General features: G+C 45.3%; 13 protein-coding genes. 12 read left to right on the forward strand and 1 reads right to left on the reverse strand.

Annotation, left to right across the window (positions count from 1 at the left end):
- Positions 1-2: 2 nt before the first annotated feature.
- From VNE01S_RS09140 to mgtE, 11 genes are all read left to right on the forward strand, one after another.
- Positions 3-968: a KpsF/GutQ family sugar-phosphate isomerase gene (locus VNE01S_RS09140; protein WP_053394292.1), complete on the forward strand. Its 966-nt coding sequence runs from the start codon at positions 3-5 to the stop codon at positions 966-968.
- Positions 968-1,525, forward strand: coding sequence for a 3-deoxy-manno-octulosonate-8-phosphatase KdsC (kdsC, locus tag VNE01S_RS09145; protein ID WP_053394293.1), 558 nt, complete (start codon positions 968-970; stop codon positions 1,523-1,525). Before VNE01S_RS09140 ends, kdsC begins: the two co-directional genes overlap by 1 nt.
- Complete coding sequence (lptC, locus tag VNE01S_RS09150; protein ID WP_053394294.1) at positions 1,522-2,085, forward strand: LPS export ABC transporter periplasmic protein LptC; 564 nt, start codon at positions 1,522-1,524, stop codon at positions 2,083-2,085. Before kdsC ends, lptC begins: the two co-directional genes overlap by 4 nt.
- Positions 2,066-2,563: a lipopolysaccharide transport periplasmic protein LptA gene (lptA, locus tag VNE01S_RS09155; protein ID WP_053394295.1), complete on the forward strand. Its 498-nt coding sequence runs from the start codon at positions 2,066-2,068 to the stop codon at positions 2,561-2,563. Before lptC ends, lptA begins: the two co-directional genes overlap by 20 nt.
- Positions 2,564-2,565: 2 nt before the next feature.
- The gene (gene lptB, locus VNE01S_RS09160; RefSeq protein WP_053394296.1) at positions 2,566-3,291 is read left to right on the forward strand and encodes an LPS export ABC transporter ATP-binding protein; all 726 of its coding nucleotides are present in this window, start codon (positions 2,566-2,568) and stop codon (positions 3,289-3,291) included.
- Between the two features lie 52 nt (positions 3,292-3,343).
- Positions 3,344-4,804, forward strand: coding sequence for an RNA polymerase factor sigma-54 (locus tag VNE01S_RS09165; protein ID WP_053394297.1), 1,461 nt, complete (start codon positions 3,344-3,346; stop codon positions 4,802-4,804).
- Positions 4,805-4,829: 25 nt separating this feature from the next.
- Complete coding sequence (gene hpf / locus VNE01S_RS09170; RefSeq protein WP_053394298.1) at positions 4,830-5,117, forward strand: ribosome hibernation promoting factor; 288 nt, start codon at positions 4,830-4,832, stop codon at positions 5,115-5,117.
- Between the two features lie 4 nt (positions 5,118-5,121).
- Entirely contained in the window at positions 5,122-5,568 is a 447-nt protein-coding gene (gene ptsN, locus VNE01S_RS09175; RefSeq protein WP_053394299.1) for a PTS IIA-like nitrogen regulatory protein PtsN, read from the forward strand.
- Complete coding sequence (gene rapZ / locus VNE01S_RS09180; protein WP_053394300.1) at positions 5,568-6,431, forward strand: RNase adapter RapZ; 864 nt, start codon at positions 5,568-5,570, stop codon at positions 6,429-6,431. The genes ptsN and rapZ overlap by 1 nt, the downstream gene beginning before the upstream one ends.
- 3 nt (positions 6,432-6,434) lie before the next feature.
- Positions 6,435-6,713, forward strand: a complete 279-nt coding sequence (locus tag VNE01S_RS09185) for an HPr family phosphocarrier protein (RefSeq protein WP_053394301.1) — start codon at positions 6,435-6,437, stop codon at positions 6,711-6,713.
- Positions 6,714-6,822: 109 nt separating this feature from the next.
- Positions 6,823-8,178 carry a magnesium transporter gene (gene mgtE / locus VNE01S_RS09190; protein ID WP_053394302.1) on the forward strand — a complete coding sequence of 452 codons (1,356 nt, stop codon included), beginning with the start codon at positions 6,823-6,825 and terminating at the stop codon, positions 8,176-8,178.
- Positions 8,179-8,236: 58 nt separating this feature from the next.
- On the opposite strand, the gene metH is transcribed toward mgtE, so the two are convergent.
- A complete protein-coding gene (metH, locus tag VNE01S_RS09195) occupies positions 8,237-11,917 on the reverse strand; it encodes a methionine synthase (protein WP_053394303.1) in 3,681 nt (1,226 codons plus the stop codon).
- Between the two features lie 169 nt (positions 11,918-12,086).
- On the opposite strand from metH, the gene VNE01S_RS09200 reads away from it, so the two are divergent.
- The gene (locus VNE01S_RS09200) at positions 12,087-13,400 is read left to right on the forward strand and encodes a cation:proton antiporter (RefSeq protein WP_053394304.1); all 1,314 of its coding nucleotides are present in this window, start codon (positions 12,087-12,089) and stop codon (positions 13,398-13,400) included.
- Positions 13,401-13,906: the final 506 nt, after the last annotated feature.

The raw sequence follows: 13,906 nt of genomic DNA on the forward strand, positions 1-13,906 counted from the left end.
ACATGTTTGATTATCGTTCAGCCGCTCTGGATGTATTAAAAACAGAGATCCAGGCTTTAGAGCAGCTTGATCAGTATTTTAATGACAGCTTTGTAAAAGCATGCGAACTGATCCTTGCCAACAAAGAGGGCAAGGTCGTTGTAATGGGCATGGGCAAATCTGGGCACATCGGCAATAAGATCGCTGCCTCCCTAGCAAGTACTGGTACGTCCGCGTTTTTTGTTCATCCAGGAGAAGCGGCGCACGGTGATTTAGGCATGATTGAACGAGGCGATATCGTTCTGGCCATCTCTAACTCCGGTGAGTCTTCAGAAATCCTCAGCCTATTCCCAGTGCTCAAGCGCTTAGATATCAGCATCATTAGTATGACGGGTAAGCCAGAGTCAAACATGGCAAAACTGTCCGATCTGCATCTGCAAATAACGGTTCCACAAGAGGCTTGCCCGTTAGGCTTAGCCCCAACGTCTAGCACCACTGCGACTCTGGTGATGGGTGACGCATTGGCCGTGGCCCTGTTGCAAGCACGCGGCTTTACCGCAGAAGATTTTGCGATGTCTCACCCAGGTGGCGCACTCGGTCGTAAATTGCTACTTAAGCTCTCAGATATTATGCATACTGGCCAGTCCCTTCCGTTGGTTAAGCCAAATACTGTCGTTCGTGACGCGTTGCTCGAAATCAGCCAGAAAGGTTTGGGGATGACAGCAGTGGTTGATGACCACCAGCAGATTGTCGGCATTTTTACCGACGGTGACTTACGTCGAATTCTAGATAAGCGCGTTGACATCCATACAGCACTTATCGGCGATGTCATGACACACAATCCAACCACAGCTACGCCAAATATGTTGGCGGCGGAAGGCTTGAACCTTATGCAAAATAAAAGCATTAATGGATTAATTCTTTGTGAAGAAGGGAAAGTTGTAGGTGCATTGAATATGCACGATTTGCTGAAAGCAGGAGTAATGTAATGTCTGTAATGGTAGACACTCTATATAAGCCAGTGGAACAAAATATTTTACAAATTGCCAAAGACATTAAGCTTCTGATTTGCGACGTAGACGGGGTATTCTCTGATGGTCTCATCTATATGGGTAATGATGGCGAAGAGCTCAAGACATTCCATACCCGCGATGGCTATGGCGTAAAATCGCTGATGAATGCAGGCATTGAAATCGCGATCATCACAGGAAGACAATCAAAAATTGTTGAGAATCGAATGAAGGCGTTAGGCGTATCTCTTATCTATCAAGGACAAGACGATAAAGTCAAAGCGTATTTCGACATCTGTGACAAACTCAATATTGCTCCCGAGCAAACGGGCTACATTGGCGATGACTTAATTGATTGGCCAGTGATGGAAAAAGTGGCGTTAAAGGTTTGTGTGGCAGATGGGCACCCACTCCTAGCCAAACGCGCGAACTACGTGACCAGCATTAAAGGTGGACACGGCGCAGTGCGTGAAGTATGCGACTTGATCTTGCAAGCGCGTGATGAACTCGATGTCCACAAAGGGCTGAGCATATGAGCCTATCGCGTTTAGGCTACCTGATCTTAGCGTTAATTTTGTGCGGCTCTGCCTACTATCTCCTCGGGCAGCAACAAAAAGAAACCATACAGGTTAGTCCAGACATCGAACTTCCCATGTTTAGCGGTAAAGCTTTGAACAATACCTCCTATAATGAAGAAGGTGTTCGCAGCTATGTCATCACATCTCTAGACATGGAACACTTTGCCAAAGGCGGAGATACAGTATTCAACAACCCGGTTCTTAACGTTTATAAAGATGGCAGCACCCTTGAATGGAAGATAGAAGCGAAAAAAGGGGTACTAAACAAAGAGCACGTTTTGATTTTATCTAACAATGTTCTGGTTAAGAATCTGTTGCCGGGATCCGGATTTGACACGCTGTCGACAGATAGCATGAAAATCCGCTTAGACAATCGAGATTTTTGGGCAGATAACCAAGTTATCATCAAAGGTCCACAATTTAACACTATCGGGCAAGCAATGAGAGGCAACTTTGCCGACCACAATGCAACCCTTTATAAAAGCGTACAAGGTAGATATGAAACTTTCACACCTTAGTCTGATCACATGCTTACTTCTTTCCAGCCAAGCATTGGCGCTATCTTCGGATCAAGACCAGCCCGTCTATATTGATTCAGATAGCCAACAGCTGGACATGAAAAGTAATAAAGTTACCTTTCAGGGCGATGTAAAGTTAAAACAAGGCAGCATCAATATTAATGCCGCTAAAGTCGTGGTCACTCGTAACCCAAAGAACGGTTCAATACAAAGCATCGATGCCTTTGGCAATCTGGTTACATTTTCTCAGCTCACTGACGATGGTAAAACCTTGTATGGCGAAGCCAAAGAGATGCAATATAGCTTGGCTAAAGATCAACTGACGATGAAGAAAAGCGCCATGCTTTCACAAGATGACAGTACTATTCGCGGCTCACAGATCCGCTATAAGATCTCACAGCAGAAACTGATCGCAGACAGCCAGTCAAAGGGTGATCGTGTGACAACTGTCCTTCAACCTCAGGCAGCTCAAGAATAACTATGGCACTACTCAAAGCAGAACATTTAGCAAAAAGTTATAAAAACAGAAAGGTAGTTACCGATGTTAGCCTGCAGGTGAATTCGGGCCAGATTGTTGGTCTGCTCGGACCAAACGGTGCAGGAAAAACAACCTCGTTCTATATGATCGTAGGACTGGTGGCGCGTGATGAAGGCGCGATTTACATCGATGACCAAGACATCAGTGTACTACCAATGCACAACCGTTCCAGAATGGGAATTGGCTATCTGCCGCAAGAAGCGTCTATCTTCCGTAAGCTGTCTGTTGAAAATAACATCATGGCAGTTCTTGAAACGCGTAAAGAATTGACCCGTGAAGAGCGTCAAGACAAATTGGAAGATTTACTTGAAGAATTCCACATCCAGCACATTCGTCACAGTGCAGGTATGGCACTATCAGGTGGTGAAAGACGTCGAGTGGAGATTGCACGCGCCCTTGCAGCTAACCCAAAGTTCATTCTTTTGGATGAACCATTTGCCGGTGTCGACCCAATTTCCGTTATCGATATCAAGAAGATTATTGAGCACCTTCGCGATCGGGGCTTGGGCGTATTAATCACTGACCACAACGTGCGTGAAACGCTCGATGTGTGTGAAAAAGCCTACATCGTAAGTCAGGGACACCTAATAGCAGAGGGCTCACCGGATGAAGTTCTCAATAATGAGCAAGTAAAACAAGTTTATCTCGGAGAACAATTCCGACTATGATTACAGTGAAGAACGGTAAGATTCTATAAGCATTTAAGGCAAGTACTACTGAATGAAACCCTCATTACAACTCAAGCTAGGACAGCAGTTAGCGATGACACCTCAACTGCAACAGGCAATTCGCTTGTTGCAACTGTCAACGCTAGATCTTCAACAAGAAATTCAAGAAGCTTTGGATTCAAACCCACTCTTAGAAGTGGAAGAGGCAGGCGATGATGTTTCTCATACAGAAGATAAGTCTGGTAATGAGGAGAAAGAAACCGCTGCTGAAAGCACAGAACCTGAAGTAAAAGACAGCTCAGACCTCATCGAGAAATCTGAGATTAGTTCCGAGCTCGAAATAGACACAACTTGGGATGACGTTTACAGCGCAAATACCGGTAATACAGGACTGGCGCTCGACGACGATACGCCCGTCTATCAAGGCGAGACAACGCAAAGCCTTCATGATTACCTTATATGGCAACTCGACCTCACTCCATTCAGTGAAACCGACCGTACCATCGCCCTTGCGCTCATTGACGCCATTGATGACTACGGTTATCTCACTATGTCTCTGCAAGATATATTAGAGAGCTTTGATCTGGAAGAGCTTGAAATTGAAGAGATAGAAGCCGTACGCAAGCGCATCCAACAGTTTGATCCATTAGGTGTGGCCTCAATCAATCTACAGGATTGTCTACTACTTCAACTGGCCACCTACCCTGAAGATACCCCTTGGTTAAATGAAGCAAAGTTAGTGCTCACCAACCACATTGACCAATTGGGTAATCGAGATTACAAACTCATCATTAAAGAGACTAAGCTTAAAGAATCGGAGCTGCGTGACATACTTCAGTTAATTCAACAACTCGACCCTCGTCCAGGTAGCCGAATTGCGACTGAGCATGCTGAGTACGTTATTCCCGATGTCTCTGTCTTTAAAGAACATGGTAAGTGGGTAGTCACTATCAACCCAGACTCAGTACCAAGACTCAAAGTCAATCAGCAGTATGCAGCTCTTGGTAAAGGTAACAGCGCGGACAGTCAGTACATCCGCAGCAATTTGCAAGAAGCAAAATGGCTAATTAAGAGTTTAGAAAGTAGAAACGAGACGCTGCTCAAAGTTGCAAAGTGTATTGTTGAACATCAGAGAGATTTCTTCGAGTATGGAGAAGAGGCAATGAAGCCTATGGTGCTGAACGATGTCGCACTAGACGTTGATATGCACGAGTCCACAATCTCGAGGGTGACAACGCAAAAATACATGCACACACCTCGTGGTATTTTTGAACTCAAGTATTTCTTCTCCAGCCATGTAAATACGGATAATGGTGGAGAGTGTTCATCGACTGCAATCCGGGCTCTGATTAAAAAGCTCGTTGCCGCTGAAAACAGTGCGAAACCACTGAGCGATAGTAAGATTGCAGCTTTACTCGCTGATCAAGGGATTCAGGTCGCTAGACGAACAATAGCAAAATACCGTGAATCGTTGGGCATCGCCTCTTCAAGTCAGCGCAAACGCCTGCTATAAGGCATAAAACCGAGAAGGAAAGTCTATGCAAATCAATATTAATGGCCAACACGTTGATCTAACCGATTCAATGCAAGACTACGTAAACGAAAAGTTTCAAAAGCTTGAGCGTTTTTTTGACCATATAAACAATGTCCATGTTGTTTTAAAAGTTGAAAAACTAAATCAAATCGCAGAAGCTACCCTTCACGTCAACCAAGGCGAAATTCATGCTTCAGCTGATGATGAAAGCATGTACGCAGCTATCGACTCCCTGGTCGATAAACTGGTTCGCCAGCTGAATAAGCATAAAGCCAAATTAAACACCCATTAAAATCATGCAACTTAGAGAAATCCTCTCACTGGACTGCACGAAAAGTGCAGTCCAGTGTACTAGTAAAAAGCGTGCCCTCGAAATGATTAGCGAGCTTGTGGCACAACACACCGGCCAAAGTTCAACTGAATTGTTTGAATGTATGCTTAGCCGCGAGAAAATGGGCAGTACTGGCATCGGAAATGGGATCGCCATTCCCCATGCTCGTATGCACTCCAGCGATAAAGCCATCGCGGTTCTTCTTCAGTGTGAGTCCCCTGTCGAATTTGACTCTATTGATAACAGACCTGTTGATTTGCTTTTTGCGTTACTGGTTCCCGACGAGCAATGTAAAGAGCACCTTAAAACTCTTTCAAGCATGGCTGAGCGCCTGAACAACAAACAAGTTTTGAAGCAGTTACGAAGTGCTCAGTCAGATAAAGAACTGTACGACATCATGGTTAATCAATAATGCGTTTGATTGTAGTAAGTGGCCAATCTGGAGCAGGAAAAAGCGTCGCTCTGAGAGTACTGGAAGATTTAGGCTACTATTGTGTCGATAACCTCCCTGTCGACCTTCTGGAAGTATTCGTCAAATCTGTTCAGTCCAGCAAACAAAATGTTGCTGTGAGTATCGATATACGCAACCTCCCGCGAGAGCCCAACTTAGTCAAAGACATCCTGAGCAGGTTAAAGCAGGCGTCTGATGTAAGTGTTTTCTTTTTAGGTGCTACCAAAGATACCCTACTGAAGAGATACAGTGAAACACGCCGAATTCACCCATTAACACTCAGCGAAAATCAGGTTTCTTTAGAACAAGCGATAGAAAAAGAGAGAAAAATACTCGAACCACTCAAAGAGCACGCTGACCTAGTTATCGACAGCAGTAACCAATCTTTGCATGATTTAAGCGAAACGGTACGCATGCGCGTTGAAGGCCGAGGTCGTAAAAACTTAGTCATGGTATTTCAATCGTTTGGTTTCAAATACGGCTTACCTAATGATGCGGATTTTGTCTTTGATGTACGCTTCCTGCCGAATCCACACTGGGAACCAGCTTTACGCCCGCTTACCGGTTTAGATGGCCCAATAAAGGCTTTCCTAGAAAGTCATCAAGATGTTTTAGAACTCAAGAAACAAATAGAGCAGTTTATTGAGAACTGGTTACCGCAGTTAGAAAAAAACAATCGAAGCTATTTAACCGTAGCGATTGGCTGCACTGGTGGTAAACATCGCTCGGTCTATTTGACCCAGCAAATTGCCGAACATTTTGCGGAAATGGGTCACCAAGTACAAATTCGTCACACATCCCTAGAGCAACACCACAAGGAGTAAATAATGCAGCAAGAGAGTCGAACCGTCCTCATTCAAAATCGTCTAGGGCTTCATGCTCGTGCTGCTGTAAAACTCGTTGAACTGGCCCAATCATTTGATGCTGTGCTCACCATACAAAATGGCGAAGGAAAAGAAGCCACTGCAGACAGTGTGATGGGGTTGCTGATGCTGGAGTCTGCCCAAGGTGAATACGTCACCATTAGCGCAGAAGGTAGCGACTCTAGCCCTGCTCTCGAAGCGGTGTGTCACTTAATTGAAGACAAATTTGAAGAAGACGATTAACCACCCAGTCCTGAATTAAATCCCCCTCCTTCATATTAACTTATTAAATTAATCCTAAATTTAAGTTACTATGCAAAGTATTGTAAAAACATAGAGTCAGGGGGAAACAATGGCAGAGCAAATCGAATTTGACCAAGCTCACCAAGCCCTCCAGGAAGTCACAGAAGCTCTAGAAAATGGTCGTTTTGTCCATGTCCGCCGTCAGCTGCAGGATATGGAGCCAGAAGATATTGCCCATCTATTAGAAGCCGCCCCTCGCAGAAGCCGTGAAGTTCTTTGGCAACTTACCGATCCAGAAGATTATGGTGAGATTCTTGATGAACTTAACGAAGACGTAAAAGATGCGTTAGTCTCCAAGATGCCTCCGGAGATGCTTGCGGAAGCCACTGAAGGTATGGATACCGATGATGTTGCTTACGTTTTACGTAGCTTGCCAGATGACGTATCCAAAGAAGTGCTTTCTCAAATGGACAGCGCCGACCGTCTTCGCGTAGAAGCAGCTCTCGCTTATCCTGAAGATACTGCTGGTAGTATCATGAACACCGACGTTGTCACTATTCGTGGTGATGTCGATGTTGATGTTGTCCTTCGTTACTTGCGTATGCGCGGAGAGCTACCAGAAGCTACTGATGCACTGTACGTCATTGATGAAGAAAACCAATTGATTGGTGAGCTCTCAATTACAGCCTTGATCACCACTCAGCCAGACGTAAAAGTCGCAGAAGTCATGGAAGATACTGATGAAGCGATTGAAGTCACCATGAGCGATTCAGATGTGGCAAGTCTATTTGAGCGCCGTAATTGGGTGTCTGCGCCAGTTATCGACGAGAACAAGCACCTTGTTGGACGCATCACCATTGATGACGTGGTTGATATTATTCGCGAAGATGCCGAACACTCGATGATGAGCATGGCAGGTATGGATGATGATGAAGATACCTTCGCACCCGTGGTAAAGTCAGCTCGAAAACGCAGTATCTGGCTTGGTGCAAATGTACTCGCCGCCCTTGCTGCTGCTTCTGTTTCCAACATGTTTGAAGCCACTTTAGATCAGATGGCAGCAATTGCAGTACTAATGACCATCGTACCTTCCATGGGTGGGGTTGCCGGTAACCAAACCGTTGCACTAGTTATACGGGGACTGGCTTTAGGCCACATTGGTGATGCCAACAAGCGCGAATTGCTGATGAAGGAAGCCGCTATTGGCTTGCTCAACGGCATAATGTGGGCGCTTATCATTGGTGGAATTGTTGTCGCATGGAAAGGCAATTGGATGCTAGGCAGTATTATTTCTGCAGCCATGCTCACTAACTTATTGGTCGCTGGGATTGCAGGGGTAACCATACCGATACTACTCAAGAAAATGAATATCGACCCTGCTTTAGCAGGTGGTATGGCTTTAACAACGGTTACCGATGTGATTGGCTTATCAGTATTCTTGGGCCTCGCAACGATTATGATTTAACGGTGTAGTCTATAAAAATAAAAAAGCGCAGCTGAAACGCTGCGCTTTTTGCTTTACGTTAACCGTTGATGTTCGGTCCTAGCCACTTCTCTGCTTCCAACATATCCCATTCTTTACGATCTGCGTAGCTTTCCACTTGATCCTGCTGGATCTGAGCGATCGCAAAATAACGAGAGTCAGGGTGAGAAAAATACCAACCCGAGACCGACGCGCCAGGGAACATCGCATAACTTGACGTGAGTGACATACCAATCGTCTCTTCAACCTTCATCAACTCCCAAAGTGGGCCTTTCTCCGTATGCTCCGGACACGCAGGGTATCCTGGTGCAGGACGGATACCTTGATACTTTTCACGAATTAGCTCTGCATTCGATAGGTTCTCTTCCGGTGCGTAACCCCAGATTTCCTTGCGAACGCGCTCGTGCAGGTACTCAGCGAAGGCCTCTGCCAAACGGTCTGCCACCGCCTGAATCATAATCGCGTTGTAGTCATCGCCTTGCGCTTTATACTCATCGGCCAGCTCACGCTCGTTAATGCCACCCGTGACGGCAAATGCACCGATCCAATCTTTCTTACCCGACTCTTTTGGCGCGATATAATCAGACAAACAGTAGTTGGAACCTTTTGGCTTCTCCGTTTGCTGACGTAGGTTGCACAGCACCTGAGCCACTTCCGTACGTGATTCATCAGTATACACTTCAATATCATCACCAATACTCGCCGCCGGGAACAGTGCGCACATCCCACGGGCTTTCATTAACCCCTCACGCTCAACACGGTCAAGCAATTCGTTGGCATCCTTAAACAATCGCTGAGCTTCTTCTCCCACTTCCTCATGTTCAAAGATCTTTGGATACTTACCCACTAAGGACCAAGTCATAAAGAATGGCGTCCAGTCTATGTACTCACGCAAAGTGGCAATATCGAAATCATCAAATACATGCACACCAGGTTTAACAGGCACTGGAGGTGTATAAGCGTCCCAATCAATAGCAACTTTGTTAGCACGTGCTTGTTCTAACGTTACTGGCTTAGTGCGCGGCTTCTTGCGGTTATGCTGGTCACGAACACGTACGTAATCTTCATCGAGTTTTTCTACGAACGCAGGGCGCAGCTCATTGGAAAGCAATGAAGTACATACACCTACCGCACGTGAAGCGTTATTCACGTACACCACTGGATGTTTATAGTTTTGCTCAATCTTAACGGCGGTATGGGCTTTGGATGTTGTTGCACCGCCAATAAGCAGCGGCAAATCAAAATCAAGGCGCTCCATCTCTTTCGCAACATGAACCATTTCATCCAGCGAAGGGGTGATCAGTCCTGATAGGCCGATAATATCGACGTTCTCTTCTTTCGCGACTTTTAGGATCTGCTCACACGGCACCATAACCCCAAGATCAATGATCTCGTAGTTGTTACATTGCAAAACAACGCCAACAATATTTTTACCTATATCGTGGACATCGCCCTTCACCGTCGCAAGCAATATCTTACCGTTGGTGCTACCCGCTTGTTTCAGAGCATTGATATACGGTTCCAAATGAGCAACGGCTTGTTTCATAACGCGTGCTGACTTCACTACTTGAGGAAGGAACATCTTGCCTTCACCAAACAAATCCCCCACCACGTTCATGCCATCCATTAGTGGGCCTTCTATTACCTCAAGTGGTTTAGAAGCGTTAACACGCGCTTCCTCGGTATCTTCGATAATAAACTCGGTAATACCTTTGACCAGCGCATGCTCAAGACGTTTTTCAACTGGCCACGTACGCCATTCTAGGGCCGAAGCATCTTCTTCTTTGCCAACACCTTTGTTGGCGTATTCCGCCGCGATATCAAGTAGACGCTCTGTCCCATCTTCACGACGGTTAAGTACCACATCTTCTACTGCTTCACGTAGCTTCTCTGGTACGTTGTCGTAGACCTCAAGCTGACCTGCGTTAACAATCCCCATATCCATACCGTTTTTAAAGCAGTGGTAAAGGAAGACGGCGTGAATCGCTTCGCGCACATAGTTGTTACCGCGGAAAGAGAAAGAAACGTTAGAGACACCACCAGAAATCATCGCGTGTGGAAGGTCTCGTTTGATATCCGCTACCGCCTCAATAAAGTCCACCGCGTAGTTGTTGTGCTCTTCGATACCGGTCGCAACGGCAAAGATATTCGGGTCAAAAATAATATCTTCTGGCGGGAAGCCAACTTCGTCGACTAAGATGCGGTAAGCATTGGTACAGATCTCTAGCTTACGTGCGCGCGTTTCTGCCTGACCAAGTTCATCAAACGCCATCACGATCACCGCTGCGCCGTAGCGACGAATCAACTTGGCCTGCGCAATGAACTTCTCTTTGCCTTCTTTCAAAGAAATTGAGTTAACGATCCCCTTCCCTTGAATACATTTCAGACCAGCTTCGATCACTTCCCATTTTGAAGAGTCGACCATAATCGGTACACGAGAGATCTCAGGTTCTGAAGCACATAAATTTAAGAAGCGCACCATACACGCCTCAGCATCCAACATGCCTTCATCCATGTTGATATCGATGATTTGAGCGCCGTTTTCAACTTGCTGACGAGCGACTTCTAAGGCTTCATCGTACTGCTCTTCTTTGATAAGACGTTTAAAGCGCGCAGAACCTGTTACATTGGTTCGCTCACCAACGTTAATAAACAGTGTTTCCTTTTCAATGGCCAGCGGCTCTAAACCAGATAGGCGACAAGCAACTTTGAGTTCAGGTAACTGGCGAGGCTTAACGCCTTCAACCGCATTCGCCATTTGACGGATGTGCTCTGGAGTCGTACCACAACACCCACCAATCAAGTTCAAAAAGCCACTTTCCGCCCACTCTTTGACGTGTTCCGCCATGTCTTCTGGCGACAAGTCATACTCACCAAACGCGTTCGGTAACCCGGCGTTAGGGTGGGTTGAAACAAAAGATTCAGAGATGCGAGAAAGTTCTTCAACGTAAGGACGTAGCTCATCCGGTCCTAATGCACAGTTCAAACCAAACGAAAGAGGCTGAACGTGACGTAATGAGTTATAAAATGCTTCGGTCGTTTGACCAGATAGAGTACGGCCAGATGCGTCGGTGATCGTACCGGAGATCATCACAGGTAACTTAATTTCGAGCTCTTCAAAGACAGTATCAACTGCGAATGCGCACGCTTTCGCGTTCAAGGTATCGAAGATTGTTTCAATAAGGATTAGATCAGACCCACCTTTGATCAGCGCGCGAGTCGACTCTGAGTAAGCCTCAACCAATTCATCAAAACTGACATTACGATAGCCCGGGTCATTAACATCAGGCGAGATAGAACAAGTTCGGTTGGTTGGGCCCAAAACACCCGCAACATAACGTGGCTTCTCTGGCGTTTTAGCGGTCCACTCATCAGCCACTTCACGAGCGAGCTTTGCCGCAGCAAAGTTAATCTCTTCGCTCAGGCTTTCCATGTCATAGTCTGCCATCGCGATAGTGGTCGCATTGAAGGTATTGGTTTCCAGAATATCGGCTCCAGCCTCCAGATACTCGGCATGAATCTCCTTGATCATTTGAGGCTGACTCAAAACCAACAGATCGTTGTTACCCTTCAAATCACAATGCCAGTCGGCAAAGCGTTCACCACGATAATCTTGCTCTTCCAATTTGTATCCTTGAATCATGGTGCCCATACCACCATCAATCAATAAGATACGTTGCTTCAATTGGGCTTCAATTTGTTGTCTTACGTTACTTCCCACTGTACAGCCTCATTCCTTTACCTATTGCTCCATCCTATCACAGAACAAAAAGAAGTATAGACGTCTAAAATAACTTAATTTATCAATCACGCAATACAAAAAGTGTTTGCTATTTGAGCAAGCTAAGACGAGAATTCTCATTCACATTTTGTTACATGTAGAGATTTCTATGTCGGTCTATTACACGCTTTGCTTTCTGTCTGCTGCTGCCATGATGATAGCGTTCATAAACAGTAAGATAGGAAAAATGCAAACCACCATTGCTATTACAGCGGGATCAATGATGCTCTCACTAGTAATACTCGTTGCTGGTCAAAATAACTGGTTCCACCTGACAGAAATTGCTTCGAAGACAATGTCGAGCATTAACTTCGAAGATTTTTTGTTGAAAGGGATTTTAGGTTTCTTGCTATTTGCGGGTGGTCTCGGGATCAAATTGCCTAACTTAAAGGATCAAAAATGGGAAATTACAGTTTTAGCGCTGGGAGGCACACTTTTTTCGACCTTTTTTATTGGCTTTGCACTGTACGGGTTCTGCCAATTGATAGGTATTCATTTTGACCTTGTCTACTGCCTACTATTCGGAGCACTGATTTCACCAACCGACCCGATTGCCGTACTCGCAATAGTGAAAAAGCTCAATGCACCAAAACGAATATCCACACAAATAGAAGGGGAGTCGCTTTTTAATGACGGCTTCGGCTTGGTAATTTTCGTCACTCTATTTACTATCGCATTTGGGACTGAAACCCCAACCGTTGGCAGTGTCACTCTCCTATTTATCCAGGAAGCGATCGGCGGCATTATCTATGGTTTTGCTTTAGGGCTGCTCTTCCATTACCTCATCAGTGCAACAGACGATCACTCAATGGAATTACTATTAACTATTGGAGTACCCACTGCAGGTTATGCCTTCGCCGATGTTATTCACGTCTCTGGTCCTTTAGCTATGGTGGTATCAGGAATCATGATTGGTAACTGGACGCGTTTTATTGGTTTTTCAAAAGAAAGTGAGGACCATTTAGACCACTTCTGGGAGTTGGTAGACGAATTCCTTAATGGCGTACTGTTCCTGTTGATCGGTATGTCGATGTTGCTGTTCGAGTTTCATCAAGAAGACTGGCTGCTAATGGCCTTTGCAGTTCCACTAGTACTAGCATCACGCTATTTGAGCGTCTTTTTATCCTATATTGGCTTTAGAAGGTATCGCCAATACAATCCATGGTCTGTCAAAATACTTACTTGGGGGGGGCTACGAGGCGGTCTAGCATTAGCCATGGCGTTATCCATCCCATCGGGTATCTGGGTAGTGCAGGACAAACTTATCGATGTAAAAGAAATTGTTCTGGTAATGACTTACGCGGTAGTTGTTTTCTCAATTCTGGTTCAAGGTTCAACCATTACACCCATGATCGAAAAAGCGAAACAGGAAGAGAATAATGTGAAGGAAGAAAAGCAGCAACTGCAAGAACAGTCCAATTAAGCTTGGTATAGTATTTCTAAAAAGCCCGATAGATCATGTCGGGCTTTTTTTGTAGCGATTGTCTATCTAGATATCTCTATAGCCTCTCTTCTCTAGTAAGGCTCTAAGCACGCTCAAGTAGAAACAAAACCTTTAGGCTTAGAGCTACAGGCTACAACCATCTTAGATGGCTTCTCACCCAAGTAGCCTACTGCTATTAAATAAAGGCACCAAAGGCTTTAAAGTTTTCAATGCATTATAGGGTAGAACTACAATGATAAAGTTAGGTGTGCCTCTACTTTTAGTAGAACGTACTATGCTAGTCGAAGCTCTTAATTGATAGACCACGATATGAGAAAGCGCTGAGAGAATGAAGAAGATGATGATCGTTCAGTGCTGTGCATCATTTATGAGTGAGAAATGGCAAATACGACAAAGCCCTAGCATTACTGCCGGGACGCGTAGTTTAGGGCTTTGTCTGAATAAGTGGCTGACGGCGGGGACGCCTAGTTCGGGATTGCGGACAA

Source organism: Vibrio nereis NBRC 15637, assembly GCF_001591105.1.
GTDB classification, from domain to species: domain Bacteria; phylum Pseudomonadota; class Gammaproteobacteria; order Enterobacterales; family Vibrionaceae; genus Vibrio; species Vibrio nereis.

What these genes read in the sequence shown, in the direction of transcription:
- VNE01S_RS09140 (WP_053394292.1), top strand. Translation starts at nt 3, where the DNA reads ATGTTTGATTATCGTTCAGCCGCTCTGGATGTATTAAAAACAGAGATC.
- kdsC (WP_053394293.1), top strand. Translation starts at nt 968, where the DNA reads ATGTCTGTAATGGTAGACACTCTATATAAGCCAGTGGAACAAAATATT.
- lptC (WP_053394294.1), top strand. Translation starts at nt 1,522, where the DNA reads ATGAGCCTATCGCGTTTAGGCTACCTGATCTTAGCGTTAATTTTGTGC.
- lptA (WP_053394295.1), top strand. Translation starts at nt 2,066, where the DNA reads ATGAAACTTTCACACCTTAGTCTGATCACATGCTTACTTCTTTCCAGC.
- lptB (WP_053394296.1), top strand. Translation starts at nt 2,566, where the DNA reads ATGGCACTACTCAAAGCAGAACATTTAGCAAAAAGTTATAAAAACAGA.
- VNE01S_RS09165 (WP_053394297.1), top strand. Translation starts at nt 3,344, where the DNA reads ATGAAACCCTCATTACAACTCAAGCTAGGACAGCAGTTAGCGATGACA.
- hpf (WP_053394298.1), top strand. Translation starts at nt 4,830, where the DNA reads ATGCAAATCAATATTAATGGCCAACACGTTGATCTAACCGATTCAATG.
- ptsN (WP_053394299.1), top strand. Translation starts at nt 5,122, where the DNA reads ATGCAACTTAGAGAAATCCTCTCACTGGACTGCACGAAAAGTGCAGTC.
- rapZ (WP_053394300.1), top strand. Translation starts at nt 5,568, where the DNA reads ATGCGTTTGATTGTAGTAAGTGGCCAATCTGGAGCAGGAAAAAGCGTC.
- VNE01S_RS09185 (WP_053394301.1), top strand. Translation starts at nt 6,435, where the DNA reads ATGCAGCAAGAGAGTCGAACCGTCCTCATTCAAAATCGTCTAGGGCTT.
- mgtE (WP_053394302.1), top strand. Translation starts at nt 6,823, where the DNA reads ATGGCAGAGCAAATCGAATTTGACCAAGCTCACCAAGCCCTCCAGGAA.
- VNE01S_RS09200 (WP_053394304.1), top strand. Translation starts at nt 12,087, where the DNA reads ATGTCGGTCTATTACACGCTTTGCTTTCTGTCTGCTGCTGCCATGATG.